The following is a 13,366-nucleotide window of genomic DNA, read 5'->3' as shown; positions in this document are numbered from 1 at the left end:
GCGATTATACCCAATCTCTGATATGCTTTCGCCAGCTAATTTGAACTTTATGGAGATTTTCTTGGTCACGGTAGACAAACAAGATGGCATCACTCTCAAAATTTCTCACGCAATGGCTTCGACCAAGAAGTCGGATCTCGACCTCTACTTTTTCATTCCCGGTGAGCTTGGCTTAAACGCTGAGATCGTCAAAGAGAGTGAATTCTATTACGAGTCTCTGGCGCAAAAACGCGCTTATTTCAGTGACAAAACTCTGCTTCCGCTCGTGCACAGTCGACTTGCCAAACGAGGACGACTCTCTTCAACTCAGTACCGCGTCAGTTTAAGTTTGTTCGCCTACCAATATGTGATTGCGTTAGATAAAGCGGTCAGCGAATTGAACAAACACAACTCCGAGTCCGTCACCACCGATGAAGTAGACGAAGTCATCGAACTCTCGCTCGATATTTTGAAAAAGCTGCGTCGGAGTATTCCTTATGAAGAGGGGCTGAAACGCTACTACGCCAACATCGATAACTATCTCTCTTGGTATACCGGGCAAAGGCTGATGTCATTGGTTGCCCATATACCACGTGACAGTGAATACAAGACGCTCAAAGAGCGCTTGCTTACCATTGTTGAGAAAGAAGCCGCGCATCGAAAGCTCAACAACTACAACTCAGAAAGCGTGAGAGGCGATGTGACCCGCCTGAGTAATAAAATGCGCTTATTGAGGCGCTTGATAGAGCACCCCATCGTTCTACAAGAGAAAACGCAATCATTGGGCAACAATCTAAAGCGAATTGTGAAAGGCAGTGCAACGGGGTTTGTGATGGTGTTTGTCACCATTACCGCGATTCTGGCTCGTGATTATTGGGGTGAGATCACCGCATCGTTCATCATTTTGATGTCATTTGTCTACGCGCTACGCGAGATATTTAAAGACGATCTGCGGGACGTCATGTGGCGCTGGATTCGACGCGGCCGACCTAAGTGGCGTAAAACCTACCTGGATCCGACAACTAAAAAGACCGTGGGTCAAAAACTCGAATGGCTTGATTACATGGGGCTAGACAAACTTCCCGACCGCATCAAGTCGATTCGCAAAAAGCGCGTCGTCCAACGGGAAGAACAAATTTTACACTATCGTTCAGAGACGGAGATGACTACATCGAAGTTTATGAGCGGTTATGAGGAAACGCGCGAAACCTTATTGCTCAGTATGCGACCGTTTACCCGTTTGATGGATAAGGGCTCAAACAAAATTTATACTCTGAACAACAGTCAGGTGAGCCGCGAATCCGTTGAAAAGCGTCACCTAATCAACTTGATTGTCAAAGAAGACAATCACGACGGAAACCCAAACTATTACCGTTGGAAAATCGTGCTCAACCGCAGCAAAATCGTTGCGATTGAGCAAATTGAGGTGGATGACTTCACTCACCCCTTCGCTTTAGTGACAGAGTAAGTAAAAATTCCGCCATCGGCTCATCGCCATGTAGGCTTGGGCAGAGGGCGGTGATTTTCACCACTTGATTGACGCGTTCTCCGGTCGCGAACGTCTCATCAAGCATCTTGTCAATCAGCTCCCCATCGTCACAGACAAAGTGGACATCCGCCTCAGGTCGCTTTAAGAATTGCGCTTCCACTGCTTTAAAAGCCAGAGACACCTGCTTGCCTCGCGACTGAGCTTTACTCATCGCCATGAAACCGCCTGCGACGTCTGCACCAATAGCCAAGACACCAAAATACATACTGCCGAGATGATTTTTAGTCCGTCTTTTTAGTGGAATTTTTACCTCTACGCGCTGCTCATCCAGTTGGAGAATTTTAGGTCGACAGAGCCAAATTAGGGGGACTTTGAGAAAGCCAAAGTAATTGAGGTAAAAGTTCGCTTTAGTAAGAGGGCTTAACATAGACTGGTCCGACTAGTGGATTTAGAACCAGTTGAATATGGAAGGCGTGCAATGTCAACATTTTGTTAACATTGCACTTTCAGATAGTGAGATAACTCAGATTACTTAGTCAGTTACACCGTCACAACAAGTTCGACGTGTTCACGTTCGACCAAATACTCTTGGATTTTTGCGTAGTTCAAGAGGCCACTGCTGGTTAGGATTACCGGCTTATTGACGCTCTCTGCCGCTTTGGTCGTCATGTCAATCAGTTGTAGCACCGCTTCACTTTGTGGTTCAAACAAATAGTGTAGTGTCTCGTCTAGACGATCGATACCCAGCGTATATTGGGTTAGGTTTTCCAAATTAATCACGACGCCATCAAAATAGTGCAATAGACGCTCGGCCATCAGCGCAGAAGACGGTACATCGACAGTATAAAGCACCTTGAGCCCGTCAAGGCCGCGCGGCAGTCCTTGCTCGGCAAGCAAATCGATGATCTTCGCGGCATCAGATAAAGCACGAACAAACGGCACCACAATCTCAACCTGATGACCTTGCGCTCTTAATGCTTTGATCACATCGCACTCTAGGACAAAACTGGCGCTAAACTCTGGCTGGGCATAGCGAGACACGCCACGCATACCGAGTGCTGGATTCACCACCTCAGGCTCCACATCACCACCCAATAGCGAACGCATTGCATGGCTGTCCGCATTACTTAGCGATACACGCACTACTTTGTGCTCAGGGGAGATGGCGTCAGAGATGATTGAGACCAAGGTAGAAACAAAGTGCGTCTTGAGATCTTGTTCACCCAACATCGCATCGATAGAACTACGTTGTAGTGGATCGAGCCGCGATGTGGCTGACTCAAAGCTAGGATGGTAAAAAATGTGCTCTAGGATGAGCTCAGATAAGGAAACAAAGAGGTGTTGTCCACCTTGTTGACCGTCGACCTTAGGTAGGGCGTCGCCACTACTCAATGCAGAATGCAAATTGCTTGAACCGGATAAACTCATTACTGCTCCGTACTTAGATTATTATTGTGATATTTGAAACATACCGACTCGCGCCAGTGAAGACAAGGGCAAAACAGAATTTAAAACTAACATTTTTGAATAGTTTTTCAGATTTACGCTTCGCACTTTAAGAGTTTCAGGATAAGTAGTTTATTACTTGATTCGTTTCCGTTATCTTTAGCGCTTCGCAATAAAAAGAACAGGCTCTGGTATGCCATTAAAAACCGATGAATTAAGAACGCAGCCTTTAGGCCCTATGCCAACTCCGGCAGAACTTGGAAGCGCCCACCCGATTACTGATGATGTCGCCGAGCGTATTGCTGTTTCGCGCCGTCAAATTGAACAAATTCTCACTGGTGAAGACTCTCGCCTACTCGTAATTGTTGGCCCGTGCTCGGTACACGATACAGAGGCGGCGATCGACTACGCACAGCGTCTCTCTGCGATTCAAGCGCAATATAAAGACGAGCTTTTTATCGTCATGCGCACCTATTTTGAGAAACCACGCACGGTCGTAGGCTGGAAAGGCTTAATTACAGACCCAAACCTAGACGGTTCGTACGCGCTGGAAACTGGTCTTAACAAAGCACGTAAACTCCTGCTCGATATCAATAAGCTTGGCTTGGCAACCGCCACTGAGTTCTTAGATATGATCACCGGCCAGTACATCGCTGACTTAATCACTTGGGGTGCAATTGGCGCACGCACGACAGAGTCACAAATCCACCGTGAAATGGCGTCTGCTCTTTCTTGCCCTGTCGGTTTCAAAAACGGCACTAACGGCAATGTTAAAATCGCCATCGACGCGATCCGTGCCTCTATGGCCTCGCACTACTTCTACTCGCCAGACAAAAATGGACGCATGACGGTCTATCGCACGAGCGGTAACCCATACGGCCATATCATTCTTCGCGGTGGTGACACTGGGCCGAACTTTGATGCGGCATCGGTCGCGGCAGCTTGTGAGCAGCTCGCTCAATTTGATTTACCGCAGCGTCTTGTGGTCGACTTCAGCCATGCCAACTGTGAAAAGCAGCATCGCAAACAGCTGGATGTGGCAAAGGACATCTGTGAGCAGATCCGTTCAGGAAAGCATCAGATTGCCGGTATTATGGCCGAAAGTTTTATTGTCGAAGGCAACCAATCCATGTGTGACCTTAACAATCTCACTTATGGTCAATCCATCACCGACCCATGTTTAGGCTGGGAGGACACTGTGCAGATGCTGGACATGCTTGCTGACGCTGTGAAAGCGCGACCTTAATCAACGACTATTTCGGAGTACATTATGCCCTCTTTTGACATTATCTCAGAAATCGACGCGGTTGAATTGCGCAACGCCGTCGACAACGCATCACGTGAACTATCGACTCGCTTCGACTTTCGTGGCGTTGAGGCGACGTTTGAACTGCAAAAAGACGAATCCGTGAAACTGAATGCCGAAGGTGAATTCCAGCTCAAGCAAATGCGTGACATTTTACGCTCTAACCTCACTAAGCGTGGCGTAGACGTCAATGCAATGGAAGCGAAGCCCGAGGAGGCCTCCGGTCGCAACTGGCACCAAGTCGTCATTTTTAAGCAAGGCATTGAAACGCCAGTTGCGAAGAAAATTGTCAAGCACATCAAGGACTCTAAGATCAAAGTCCAAGCCTCTATTCAAGGTGAAAAAGTGCGCGTGACTGGTAAAAAACGCGATGATTTACAAGCGACGATGGCACTGATCCGCGAAGCAGAACTCGGCCAACCTTTCCAGTTTGAAAACTTTCGTGACTAACCGATTAACGAAGCCATGCTCACATAGCAGTGAGTAATTAGCACAAACCCGCTGAACAGCGGGTTTGTTTTTTTCTAAACAGACAAAACGCAAGGGTTAGCGCTTTGCTGCGATCGTGGCTTGTTTAATCGTTAAATCATTACCCTGTAACAACTTGGTGTCACTTGCCCCGGCCTCAACCAAGACAACCACTTTAAGCCCTTCCTGTTTGGCAGACATCAAGTACTGAGCAAGGTCGGCGCTACTTTCAAAAGGCGTGCGCTCAGCATCGCGGCGAACCAAATCGACAAACGCGAAAGGACAGTTCTCACTATGAAGTACGAGTTCCGCTTCTTGCATGATTTTCAGCGCTTTTAGCGACAACAACTCGACATCTTCACCACATTCAATCCAGACAGTCGAAGCGGGTTTGGTGATGCCTTCACTGAGTAAGGCTTGATAGTGCGTTTCGAGCTCATCAAGACTGGTCATCTCTTGCACATTTGAGTTGGCAAAGAACGCTTCCCAAAAAGTTCGCCTTTCATCAACGCTGGCGAGATGTTGCTTAATATCATTGCGCTTTGAGGCTGCAAAGTCAGCTTGCAGTGATAAGTTGTGAGGTAATATCGACTCGAGTTTTTCGCGGATATTTCTCACCAAAACTGGGGAAGCGCCACCACTAGAGATGGCGATCTGAATTCGACCACGATTCACAATCGAGGGGGTAATGAAATCGCAATAAGGTTGGTCATCCACGACATTGACGAGCAGGCGTTTCTTTTTCGCATCGAAGTGAACCTGGTGATTTAACTCAGGATTGTCTGTGGTTGCCCATACTTGAACGTAATGTTGATCTAACAGACCACTCGAATAGAAACTTTGTATCCAGCGACAACGTTCCTGCTCCACCAAGCGTGCTAAATAGGGCTCAATCTTGGGTGACACAATGGTCACATCGGCGCCAGCTCTCACTAAGCTGTCCACTTTTCGACTGGCGACCTCGCCCCCTCCCACCACAAGAACTGGCTGGTGATTGAGGTTTATAAACAGCGGAAAATACTGCATTTCAATCCTTGGTAAACCATTTGTACTAGCTCACGATACTACCAAAAATGGGGCATCGTGTTCACCCCACCCTAACAATTAAAATAATATTACTCTGAATTTAACTTCGATCGCAGTCATTCATACCAATTTAGCATCTTGGCAACAATTGATAGTCTGATCATTTAGAATTATTAACTATCACATTCTGACGCACCAATCTGATCCCCAGTTGCACTATTTACATTCAGATAACATTTCGCCATTCTAATCATTGTTGAGGTTTGTGATTTCATTCAAAAATTCTTTTAAATTATGAAGTTGAGAATTTCGAGATCCTTACCTACGCTTATAAACGATTGATTTGGTTACCAGTGGTGCAATCAGCTCAGTCAATAAATACTAAGACACAACATATTTCACTCGTTTTTTCAGGTTCCACCTGACTTAACATGGATCATACAGGAAGGATACAAATGGCACATAAACTAACAGTTCTTGCTTCTGTCGTAGCTGCATCTACTGCTTTGATGTCTACAAGCGCATCTGCAGCTGATAGCACGTTGGATAAAGTGACTAAACAAGATTTTATTACTTGTGGTGTAAGTACTGGTCTACCGGGCTTCTCAAACCCTAACTCGAAGGGCGAATGGGAAGGTATCGACGTGGAATACTGTCAAGCACTTGCTGCAGCTGTACTGGGTGACAAAACAAAAGTTAAATACGTTCCGCTTACTGCTAAAGAGCGTTTCACTGCACTTCAATCCGGTGAAATCGATGTACTGTCACGTAATACAACGTGGACATTGCACCGTGATACCGCACTTGGTCTTAACTTTGTTGGCGTAAACTACTACGACGGCCAAGGCTTTATGGTCAAAAAAGACCTAGGTCTTACGAGTGCTAAAGAGCTTGACGGCGCATCAGTATGTGTTCAGTCAGGAACAACTACCGAACTTAACCTAGCGGACTACTTCCGCAACAATGGCATGTCATACAAGCCAGTGGTATTTGATACCGCAGCTCAGACCTCAAAAGGTTTCGATGCAGGCCGTTGTGACGTGCTAACAACTGACCAATCTGGTCTGTACGCACTTCGTCTAAACCTACAAGACCCAAGCTCAGCGCAGGTTCTACCAGAAATCATTTCTAAAGAGCCTCTAGGCCCTGTGGTTCGTCAAGGTGATGATCAGTGGTTTAACATTGCGAAATGGACACTGTCTGCAATGGTCAACGCAGAAGAGTACGGCATTACATCTAAGAACGCAGATGAAATGCTGAAGTCTGAAGATCCAAACATCAAACGTATTCTTGGTGTTGACGGTCCTAAAGGTAAAGGCCTAGGTATCCGTGATGATTGGGGTTACCAAGTCATCAAGCAAGTGGGTAACTACGGTGAGAGTTTTGAACGTACCGTAGGTACAGGCTCTCCACTACAGATCTCTCGTGGTGTCAACGCTCTGTGGAATGCAGGCGGCTTTATGTACGCTCCACCAATCCGTTAATCGCAGTACATAACAACAAACAAAGAAAGGGCGGTCTCCCCGCCCTTTTATTAAAAATGGATTTGAGGTTATAGCTGTATGAAACCTACTAATACTGTTGCCGGTAATGCAGGTAGTGCGCCTGCTTCCAACGCAAACCTTCTCTACAATCCCACTTTTCGATCGGTCGTCTTCCAAATCATTGCGATAGCCGCTCTGGTCTTTTTCTTTTACACAATAGTCAATAATGCCTTAACGAACCTCGAAGCTAGGGGCATTGCCACTGGTTTTGACTTCCTCGGACAAGAAGCGGGCTTTGGGATTGGCCTCACCCTTGTTGAATATGATGAAACCTTCTCTTATGGAAGGACCTTTTTGGTCGGCTTACTGAACACGGCATTGGTCTCTTTCTTAGGGATCATTCTTGCGACTGTGATTGGCTTTGTCATGGGTGTTGCGCGTCTTTCCAACAACTGGTTGGTCAGTCGTCTTGCCGCGGTCTATATCGAAATCTTCCGTAACGTTCCCCTGTTACTGCAAATTTTCTTTTGGTATTTCGCCGTTCTGCAAGCACTGCCTTCAGCGCGCCAGAGTCTCAGTTTAGGGGAAGCCATTTTCCTCAACGTTCGCGGCCTGTATTTCCCTGCACCTATTTTTGGTGAAGGGTCATCTGTCGTGGTCGCTGCCTTTGTGTTCGGCGTAGTCGCGACGCTACTTGTTGCCATCTGGGCAAAAAACAAACAAAAGCTCACCGGACAGCAAACCCCAGTTGGGCGAATCGCGTTAGGGTTAATCGTTGCGTTACCCGTTGTGGCCTACTTTGTGATGGGTTCTCCTATTCACGCGGAATACCCTGAACTGAAGGGCTTTAACTTCCGTGGTGGCATCAGCATCATCCCTGAACTTGCAGCACTTCTGCTTGCGTTAAGTATTTATACCGCGTCCTTTATTGCAGAAATCGTACGTTCCGGTATCAACGCGGTGAACCACGGTCAGACGGAAGCGGCCATGTCGCTAGGTTTACCTCGCTCACGTACATTGAAGCTCGTCGTCATTCCACAGGCGCTGCGTATCATTATTCCTCCGCTCACAAGCCAATACTTGAACCTGACTAAAAACTCATCGCTCGCAATGGCGATTGGTTACCCTGATTTGGTTTCGGTATTTGCAGGCACAACACTTAACCAGACTGGTCAGGCGATTGAGATTATTGCGATGACCATGGGCGTATACCTGACTCTCAGCTTGCTCACGTCAGCACTGATGAACTTGTACAACAAAAAAGTCGCTTTGGTGGAGAGATAGAATGAAAGTACATCAATTTCAACCTAGCCTACCGCCACCGGCAAATACTGTGGGTGTGATGGGATGGCTGCGTAAGAACTTATTTAACGGCCCGGTCAACTCCGTGGTTACCGTCATACTTGCCTATGTCGCCTTCAGTTTGATCTGGAACATCGTCGATTGGGCACTGATTAACGCTGATTGGGTTGGCACAACTCGTGACGCTTGTAGTCGAGACGGTGCGTGTTGGGTATTTATCAGCGTACGCTGGGAACAGTTTATGTATGGTTTCTACCCGCAAGAAGAGCTTTGGCGTCCTCGCCTATTCTACTTCACGCTAGCGGTGTTTACGGCATTGCTTGCCTACGAGAAGACACCTAAACGTACTTGGCTGTGGCTGTTCTTTGTTAACGTCTACCCGTTTTTAATCGCAGGTCTACTGTATGGTGGATTCTTCGGCCTAGAAGTCGTTGAGACACACAAATGGGGCGGACTACTGGTCACATTGATCATCGCTTTGGTGGGTATTGTCGTTTCGCTGCCGATTGGTGTTGCTCTTGCGCTCGGAAGACGCTCAGAGATGCCGATTATTCGCAGCATCTGTACCGTTTACATCGAAGTATGGCGTGGTGTGCCACTCATCACTGTTCTATTTATGGCGTCGGTAATGCTGCCACTGTTCCTGTCGGAAGGCTCAGAGACAGACAAACTGCTTCGCGCTTTGATTGGTGTAGTGATGTTTAGTGCTGCCTACATGGCCGAGGTTATCCGTGGTGGTTTGCAAGCCATTCCAAAAGGCCAGTATGAAGCGGCGGATGCGCTTGGCTTAAGCTACTGGAAGAAAATGGGACTGATCATTTTGCCTCAGGCATTGAAGATCACCATTCCTTCTATCGTGAACACCTTTATTGGCCTCTTCAAAGACACCAGTCTTGTTTTGATTATCGGTATGTTTGACGTACTCGGTATTGGCCAAGCCGCAAACACCGACCCTGAGTGGTTAGGTTTTGCTACGGAAAGTTATGTTTTTGTCGCGTTAGTGTTCTGGGTATTTTGTTTCGGCATGTCGAGATATTCGATTTGGCTAGAGAACAAACTCCATACCGGTCACAAACGATAATTTATAAGCTCAAGGACGTATTATGACGCAACAACAAGATTACATGATCCAACTTAAGGATATGAACAAGTGGTATGGTGAGTTTCATGTACTGAAAAACATCAACCTTAATGTCAAAAAAGGCGAGAAAATCGTTATTTGTGGCCCGTCAGGTTCTGGCAAGTCCACAATGATTCGCTGTATTAACCGCTTAGAAGAGCACCAGAAAGGACAAATCATCGTTTCTGGTAACGAGCTGACAGAAGACCTCAAGAACATTGAGGCAGTTAGACGCGAAGTCGGCATGTGTTTTCAACACTTCAACCTCTTCCCTCACCTCACTGTGCTAGAAAACTGTACACTAGCACCAATTTGGGTTAAGAAGATGCCAAAAGAAGAAGCGGAAGCCGTCGCGATGAAGTACCTTGAACGCGTGAAGATCCCTGATCAAGCGGACAAATACCCAGGTCAGCTATCTGGTGGTCAGCAGCAGCGCGTTGCGATTGCTCGCTCGTTGTGTATGAGCCCGCAAGTGATGCTGTTTGACGAACCGACGTCGGCACTCGACCCAGAAATGGTGCGAGAAGTGTTGGATGTGATGGTTGAACTGGCAGGTGAAGGGATGACCATGCTTTGTGTCACCCACGAAATGGGTTTCGCGAAAGAGGTCGCCGATCGCGTTATCTTTATGGACGCCGGTGAAATCATCGAAGAAAATAATCCTGTTGATTTCTTTGAAAATCCGCAATCGGATCGAACTCAGAACTTCCTTGCGCAGATATTGCACCACTAACAGCTTGAACATTTACCCAAGCAATACCAAGAGGCGGCACTGTCCGCCTCTTCTTCTATTTGTTATATTGTGTTACATCTTTCAAAACACTTAAGTTTTTATTTCTTATATTATTTATTTCACTACAACTCTGGGTTGCACTTGATCTTTTCTTCATTCAACCTCATAAATGTAGATATAACATAAACCCTCACGAGGAAGATTATGAACAGTCCTATGTTTACCCGCACTTCAACACAAGAAAGTGCTCTACAAACCAACAAGGTGTTGCGTAATACCTACGCACTCCTTTCTATGACCCTGCTTTGGTCTGCGGTCGTGGCTGGTGTGTCTATGGCGATGAATCTACCTCGCCCTGGTCTTATCATCATGCTGGTCGGCTTCTACGGTCTACTATTCCTAACGGAGAAAAACCGCAACAACAGCATGGGCTTGGTATTTACGTTCCTATTCACTGGCTTCCTAGGTTACACACTCGGTCCGATTCTCAACGCGTATGTTGGCGCAGGCATGGGTGATGTTATCGTCACCGCATTAGGTGGTACTGCACTGGCGTTTCTTGGCGCTTCTGCTTACGCACTGACTACTAAACGCGACCTTTCTTTCCTAGGTGGCGTGCTTATGGCTGGCTTTGTTGTCTTGCTTATCGGCATGGTGGCGAACATCTTCCTGCAAATGCCGATGTTGTACCTCGCAATGAGCGGTATGTTTGTCCTCTTCTCTACTGGTGTGATTTTGCTAACCACTCAGCAAATCGTTCGTGGTGGTGAGACAAACTACATCTCAGCGACAGTGAGCTTATACGTTTCTATCTACAACCTCTTCATCAGCCTTTTGAGCATTCTAGGTGTGATGAACGACGATTAATCGTCTCGCAATAGCAACATTGTTTAGAGCCCCGACATTATGTTGGGGCTTTTTGTTATGACCGCCACGTTAAGCGTTAGGATTGTGTCCTTCACAAAGCTACGCTAACCTATAGCCGTTTTGAATCCAGCAAGGTAATAAGATGTTCGAATACAAGGGCAAAACGATTGAGACCGACGCACAAGGTTACCTCAAAGACCATACGGAGTGGGAGGAAGCGATGATTCCCACCTTGGCTGAAATGGAAGGAATAGAACTGACCGATGCTCACCTTGAAGTGATCTTATTTGTACGTCACTTCTATGAAGAGTTTAATACGTCGCCTGCGGTCAGAATGCTCGTCAAAGCGATGGAAAAAGCACATGGCCCAGAAAAAGGAAACAGTAAGTACCTGTTTAAGCTGTTTAAACAAGGCCCAGCCAAACAAGCGACAAAACTAGCCGGATTACCTAAGCCTGCGAAATGCCTGTAGCCACCTGCTTAGTACTTAGTCATGGATGGCATCAGAGAATTTCAAATCCTTTAAAGTCTCGATAGGTTAACGGTTCCGAAATCAGTGACTCCACATGTGACGTTTTGGGACCGTGCGATAGCCAAGAGGCCATCTGTTCAATGGCCTCTTCCTCACCACACACGACCACTTCAACATCACCGTTGTTCAAATTCTTCGCGTAGCCGGCTAGCCCTAGAGTCATTCCTTGATAAGAGGTGTGATAGCGAAAACCTACCCCTTGAACTGTCCCCGATACGATAAACCGCTTGCATTGCACCGCCATAATATCATCCTCTTAATGCCTCTTACTCGTCAGTATGAACCAAAGTCAACCATTTGGGATTGAGCTCGCTCCCAACAGCAAACATCCAATAGAAGGGGTTTTATTTGATTTTCCCGGTGACATCCTCGAAAATACCCGACCTTTGTTTCAAAACTAATGAGCACAGTAATGACAGCAGCGATTTACCTTGTGAAAGGCCGTGATAAATCACTAAAACGTAAGCACCCTTGGATTTTCTCGCGCGGTATTGAGAGAGTCGAAGGCAAACCCCAGCTCGGTGAAACGGTGGATGTCTATGCCCAAAATGGCCAATGGTTGGCGAAAGCCGCCTATTCTCCAAATTCTCAAATTCGTGCTCGAGTTTGGTCTTTTGAACAACAGCCCATTGACCACGCTTTTTTTGTCAAGCGTATTCAAGATGCACAATTGCTTCGCCAAGATACCATCGAACGCGACGGGTTAACGGGTTACCGCCTTATCGCGGCTGAATCTGATGGCTTACCCGGCATTACTATCGATAAGTACCAGAACTATTTGGTCTGTCAGCTATTAAGTGCCGGTGCCGAATATCAGAAATCGGTGCTTGTCTCTGCGCTCACTAAAGTCTTTCCTGATTGCCATATCTACGAGCGATCAGATGTTGCGGTGCGTAAAAAAGAAGGATTAGAGGAAACAACCGGAGTTCTTCACGGTGAGTTACCCCCACCATCAGTTGTCATTGAAGAAAACGGCGTCAAAATCAGCGTAGACATTGTTAACGGCCACAAAACCGGTTTCTACCTCGACCAGCGTGACAGCCGACAGCAAGCCACCAAATACGTTAAAGACAAAGAAGTCCTTAACTGTTTCTCCTACACTGGTGGCTTTGGCCTCTATGCACTCAAAGGTGGCGCAAAACGCGTAATCAATGCAGATGTTTCTCAACTGGCATTAGACACGGCGAAGTACAACGCCGAGCTGAACGAATTTGATATTTCAAAAAAGCGCGCGGTATTTCTTAATGCAGACGTGTTCAAGCTATTGCGTGAATACCGAGATCAAGGCACTCAATTTGATGTCATCATCATGGACCCGCCAAAGTTTGTCTCAAGCAAGAACAATTTAACCTCCGGCGCGAATGGCTACAAAGACATCAACATGCTCGCGATGCAAATTTTAAAGCCTGGCGGCACACTGCTCACCTACTCCTGTTCAGGCCTTATGAGTGGTGAGTTATTTCAGAAAGTCATTGCTGACGCCGCTATCGATTCCGGCCGCCAAGTGAAGTTTGTTGAACGTTTTGAGCAAGCGGCGGACCACCCTACTGATAGCGCTTATCCAGAAGGTTTCTACCTGAAAGGGTTTGCGTGTAAGGTGCTTTGAAGATTTAA

Annotated in this window: 14 protein-coding genes; 10 read left to right on the top strand and 4 right to left on the bottom strand. The window is 46.8% G+C overall.

Features of this window, described 5'->3' with window-relative positions; genetic code table 11:
* Positions 1 to 61: 61 nt before the first annotated feature.
* The gene (locus tag AC6R10_RS17080) at positions 62 to 1,447 is read left to right on the top strand and encodes a hypothetical protein (RefSeq protein WP_500673034.1); all 1,386 of its coding nucleotides are present in this window, start codon (positions 62 to 64) and stop codon (positions 1,445 to 1,447) included.
* Here the strand turns inward: AC6R10_RS17080 and AC6R10_RS17075 are convergent.
* Positions 1,416 to 1,895 carry a PaaI family thioesterase gene (locus AC6R10_RS17075; RefSeq protein ID WP_500673018.1) on the bottom strand — a complete coding sequence of 160 codons (480 nt, stop codon included), beginning with the start codon at positions 1,893 to 1,895 and terminating at the stop codon, positions 1,416 to 1,418. The two genes, AC6R10_RS17080 and AC6R10_RS17075, sit on opposite strands and share 32 nt — an antisense overlap.
* 113 nt (positions 1,896 to 2,008) lie before the next feature.
* Positions 2,009 to 2,896 carry a putative PEP-binding protein gene (locus AC6R10_RS17070; RefSeq protein ID WP_500673017.1) on the bottom strand — a complete coding sequence of 296 codons (888 nt, stop codon included), beginning with the start codon at positions 2,894 to 2,896 and terminating at the stop codon, positions 2,009 to 2,011.
* A gap of 211 nt (positions 2,897 to 3,107) precedes the next feature.
* Between AC6R10_RS17070 and AC6R10_RS17065 the strand changes: the two genes are divergently transcribed.
* Together AC6R10_RS17065 and AC6R10_RS17060 are read left to right on the top strand one after the other, a co-directional pair.
* Positions 3,108 to 4,160, top strand: a complete 1,053-nt coding sequence (locus tag AC6R10_RS17065) for a 3-deoxy-7-phosphoheptulonate synthase (protein ID WP_500673016.1) — start codon at positions 3,108 to 3,110, stop codon at positions 4,158 to 4,160.
* A 24-nt stretch (positions 4,161 to 4,184) separates the two neighbouring features.
* Entirely contained in the window at positions 4,185 to 4,670 is a 486-nt protein-coding gene (locus AC6R10_RS17060) for a YajQ family cyclic di-GMP-binding protein (RefSeq protein WP_500673015.1), read from the top strand.
* 96 nt (positions 4,671 to 4,766) lie between these two features.
* Here AC6R10_RS17060 and AC6R10_RS17055 read toward each other — a convergent pair whose 3' ends face one another.
* Positions 4,767 to 5,714 (bottom strand): precorrin-2 dehydrogenase/sirohydrochlorin ferrochelatase family protein, encoded by a 948-nt coding sequence (locus AC6R10_RS17055; protein WP_500673014.1) that lies wholly within the window; start codon positions 5,712 to 5,714, stop codon positions 4,767 to 4,769.
* Positions 5,715 to 6,169: 455 nt separating this feature from the next.
* On the opposite strand from AC6R10_RS17055, the gene AC6R10_RS17050 reads away from it, so the two are divergent.
* The 6 genes from AC6R10_RS17050 to AC6R10_RS17025 all read left to right on the top strand — a co-directional run bounded on the left by AC6R10_RS17050 (position 6,170) and on the right by AC6R10_RS17025 (position 11,692).
* Positions 6,170 to 7,198 (top strand): amino acid ABC transporter substrate-binding protein, encoded by a 1,029-nt coding sequence (locus AC6R10_RS17050; protein WP_334555398.1) that lies wholly within the window; start codon positions 6,170 to 6,172, stop codon positions 7,196 to 7,198.
* A 78-nt stretch (positions 7,199 to 7,276) separates the two neighbouring features.
* Complete coding sequence (locus AC6R10_RS17045) at positions 7,277 to 8,482, top strand: amino acid ABC transporter permease (protein ID WP_500673013.1); 1,206 nt, start codon at positions 7,277 to 7,279, stop codon at positions 8,480 to 8,482.
* A 1-nt stretch (position 8,483) separates the two neighbouring features.
* Positions 8,484 to 9,581: an amino acid ABC transporter permease gene (locus AC6R10_RS17040; RefSeq protein WP_334555400.1), complete on the top strand. Its 1,098-nt coding sequence runs from the start codon at positions 8,484 to 8,486 to the stop codon at positions 9,579 to 9,581.
* 22 nt (positions 9,582 to 9,603) lie between these two features.
* Complete coding sequence (locus AC6R10_RS17035; RefSeq protein WP_500626443.1) at positions 9,604 to 10,353, top strand: amino acid ABC transporter ATP-binding protein; 750 nt, start codon at positions 9,604 to 9,606, stop codon at positions 10,351 to 10,353.
* A 204-nt stretch (positions 10,354 to 10,557) separates the two neighbouring features.
* Complete coding sequence (locus AC6R10_RS17030; protein ID WP_334555402.1) at positions 10,558 to 11,220, top strand: Bax inhibitor-1/YccA family protein; 663 nt, start codon at positions 10,558 to 10,560, stop codon at positions 11,218 to 11,220.
* Between the two features lie 142 nt (positions 11,221 to 11,362).
* Positions 11,363 to 11,692, top strand: a complete 330-nt coding sequence (locus AC6R10_RS17025) for a TusE/DsrC/DsvC family sulfur relay protein (RefSeq protein ID WP_500628153.1) — start codon at positions 11,363 to 11,365, stop codon at positions 11,690 to 11,692.
* A 31-nt stretch (positions 11,693 to 11,723) separates the two neighbouring features.
* Here the strand turns inward: AC6R10_RS17025 and yccX are convergent, their stop codons facing one another.
* On the bottom strand, positions 11,724 to 11,996 hold the full coding sequence (yccX, locus tag AC6R10_RS17020; protein ID WP_500673012.1) for an acylphosphatase: 273 nt from the start codon (positions 11,994 to 11,996) through the stop codon (positions 11,724 to 11,726).
* A gap of 168 nt (positions 11,997 to 12,164) precedes the next feature.
* Here yccX and AC6R10_RS17015 point away from each other — a divergent pair, with 168 nt between their 5' ends.
* On the top strand, positions 12,165 to 13,358 hold the full coding sequence (locus AC6R10_RS17015; RefSeq protein WP_500657321.1) for a class I SAM-dependent methyltransferase: 1,194 nt from the start codon (positions 12,165 to 12,167) through the stop codon (positions 13,356 to 13,358).
* Positions 13,359 to 13,366: the final 8 nt, after the last annotated feature.

Source organism: Vibrio sp. R12-SG2-ISO1, assembly GCF_059834045.1.
Note: the sequence above shows the minus strand (reverse complement) of the source record. Positions and strands in the feature narration are given on the sequence as shown.

Excerpts from the sequence above, each read along its gene's own strand:
- AC6R10_RS17075 (WP_500673018.1), bottom strand. The coding sequence starts at position 1,895 with ATGTTAAGCCCTCTTACTAAAGCGAACTTTTACCTCAATTACTTTGGC.
- AC6R10_RS17070 (WP_500673017.1), bottom strand. The coding sequence starts at position 2,896 with ATGAGTTTATCCGGTTCAAGCAATTTGCATTCTGCATTGAGTAGTGGC.
- AC6R10_RS17065 (WP_500673016.1), top strand. The coding sequence starts at position 3,108 with ATGCCATTAAAAACCGATGAATTAAGAACGCAGCCTTTAGGCCCTATG.
- AC6R10_RS17060 (WP_500673015.1), top strand. The coding sequence starts at position 4,185 with ATGCCCTCTTTTGACATTATCTCAGAAATCGACGCGGTTGAATTGCGC.
- AC6R10_RS17055 (WP_500673014.1), bottom strand. The coding sequence starts at position 5,714 with ATGCAGTATTTTCCGCTGTTTATAAACCTCAATCACCAGCCAGTTCTT.
- AC6R10_RS17050 (WP_334555398.1), top strand. The coding sequence starts at position 6,170 with ATGGCACATAAACTAACAGTTCTTGCTTCTGTCGTAGCTGCATCTACT.
- AC6R10_RS17045 (WP_500673013.1), top strand. The coding sequence starts at position 7,277 with ATGAAACCTACTAATACTGTTGCCGGTAATGCAGGTAGTGCGCCTGCT.
- AC6R10_RS17040 (WP_334555400.1), top strand. The coding sequence starts at position 8,484 with ATGAAAGTACATCAATTTCAACCTAGCCTACCGCCACCGGCAAATACT.
- AC6R10_RS17035 (WP_500626443.1), top strand. The coding sequence starts at position 9,604 with ATGACGCAACAACAAGATTACATGATCCAACTTAAGGATATGAACAAG.
- AC6R10_RS17030 (WP_334555402.1), top strand. The coding sequence starts at position 10,558 with ATGAACAGTCCTATGTTTACCCGCACTTCAACACAAGAAAGTGCTCTA.
- AC6R10_RS17025 (WP_500628153.1), top strand. The coding sequence starts at position 11,363 with ATGTTCGAATACAAGGGCAAAACGATTGAGACCGACGCACAAGGTTAC.
- yccX (WP_500673012.1), bottom strand. The coding sequence starts at position 11,996 with ATGGCGGTGCAATGCAAGCGGTTTATCGTATCGGGGACAGTTCAAGGG.
- AC6R10_RS17015 (WP_500657321.1), top strand. The coding sequence starts at position 12,165 with ATGACAGCAGCGATTTACCTTGTGAAAGGCCGTGATAAATCACTAAAA.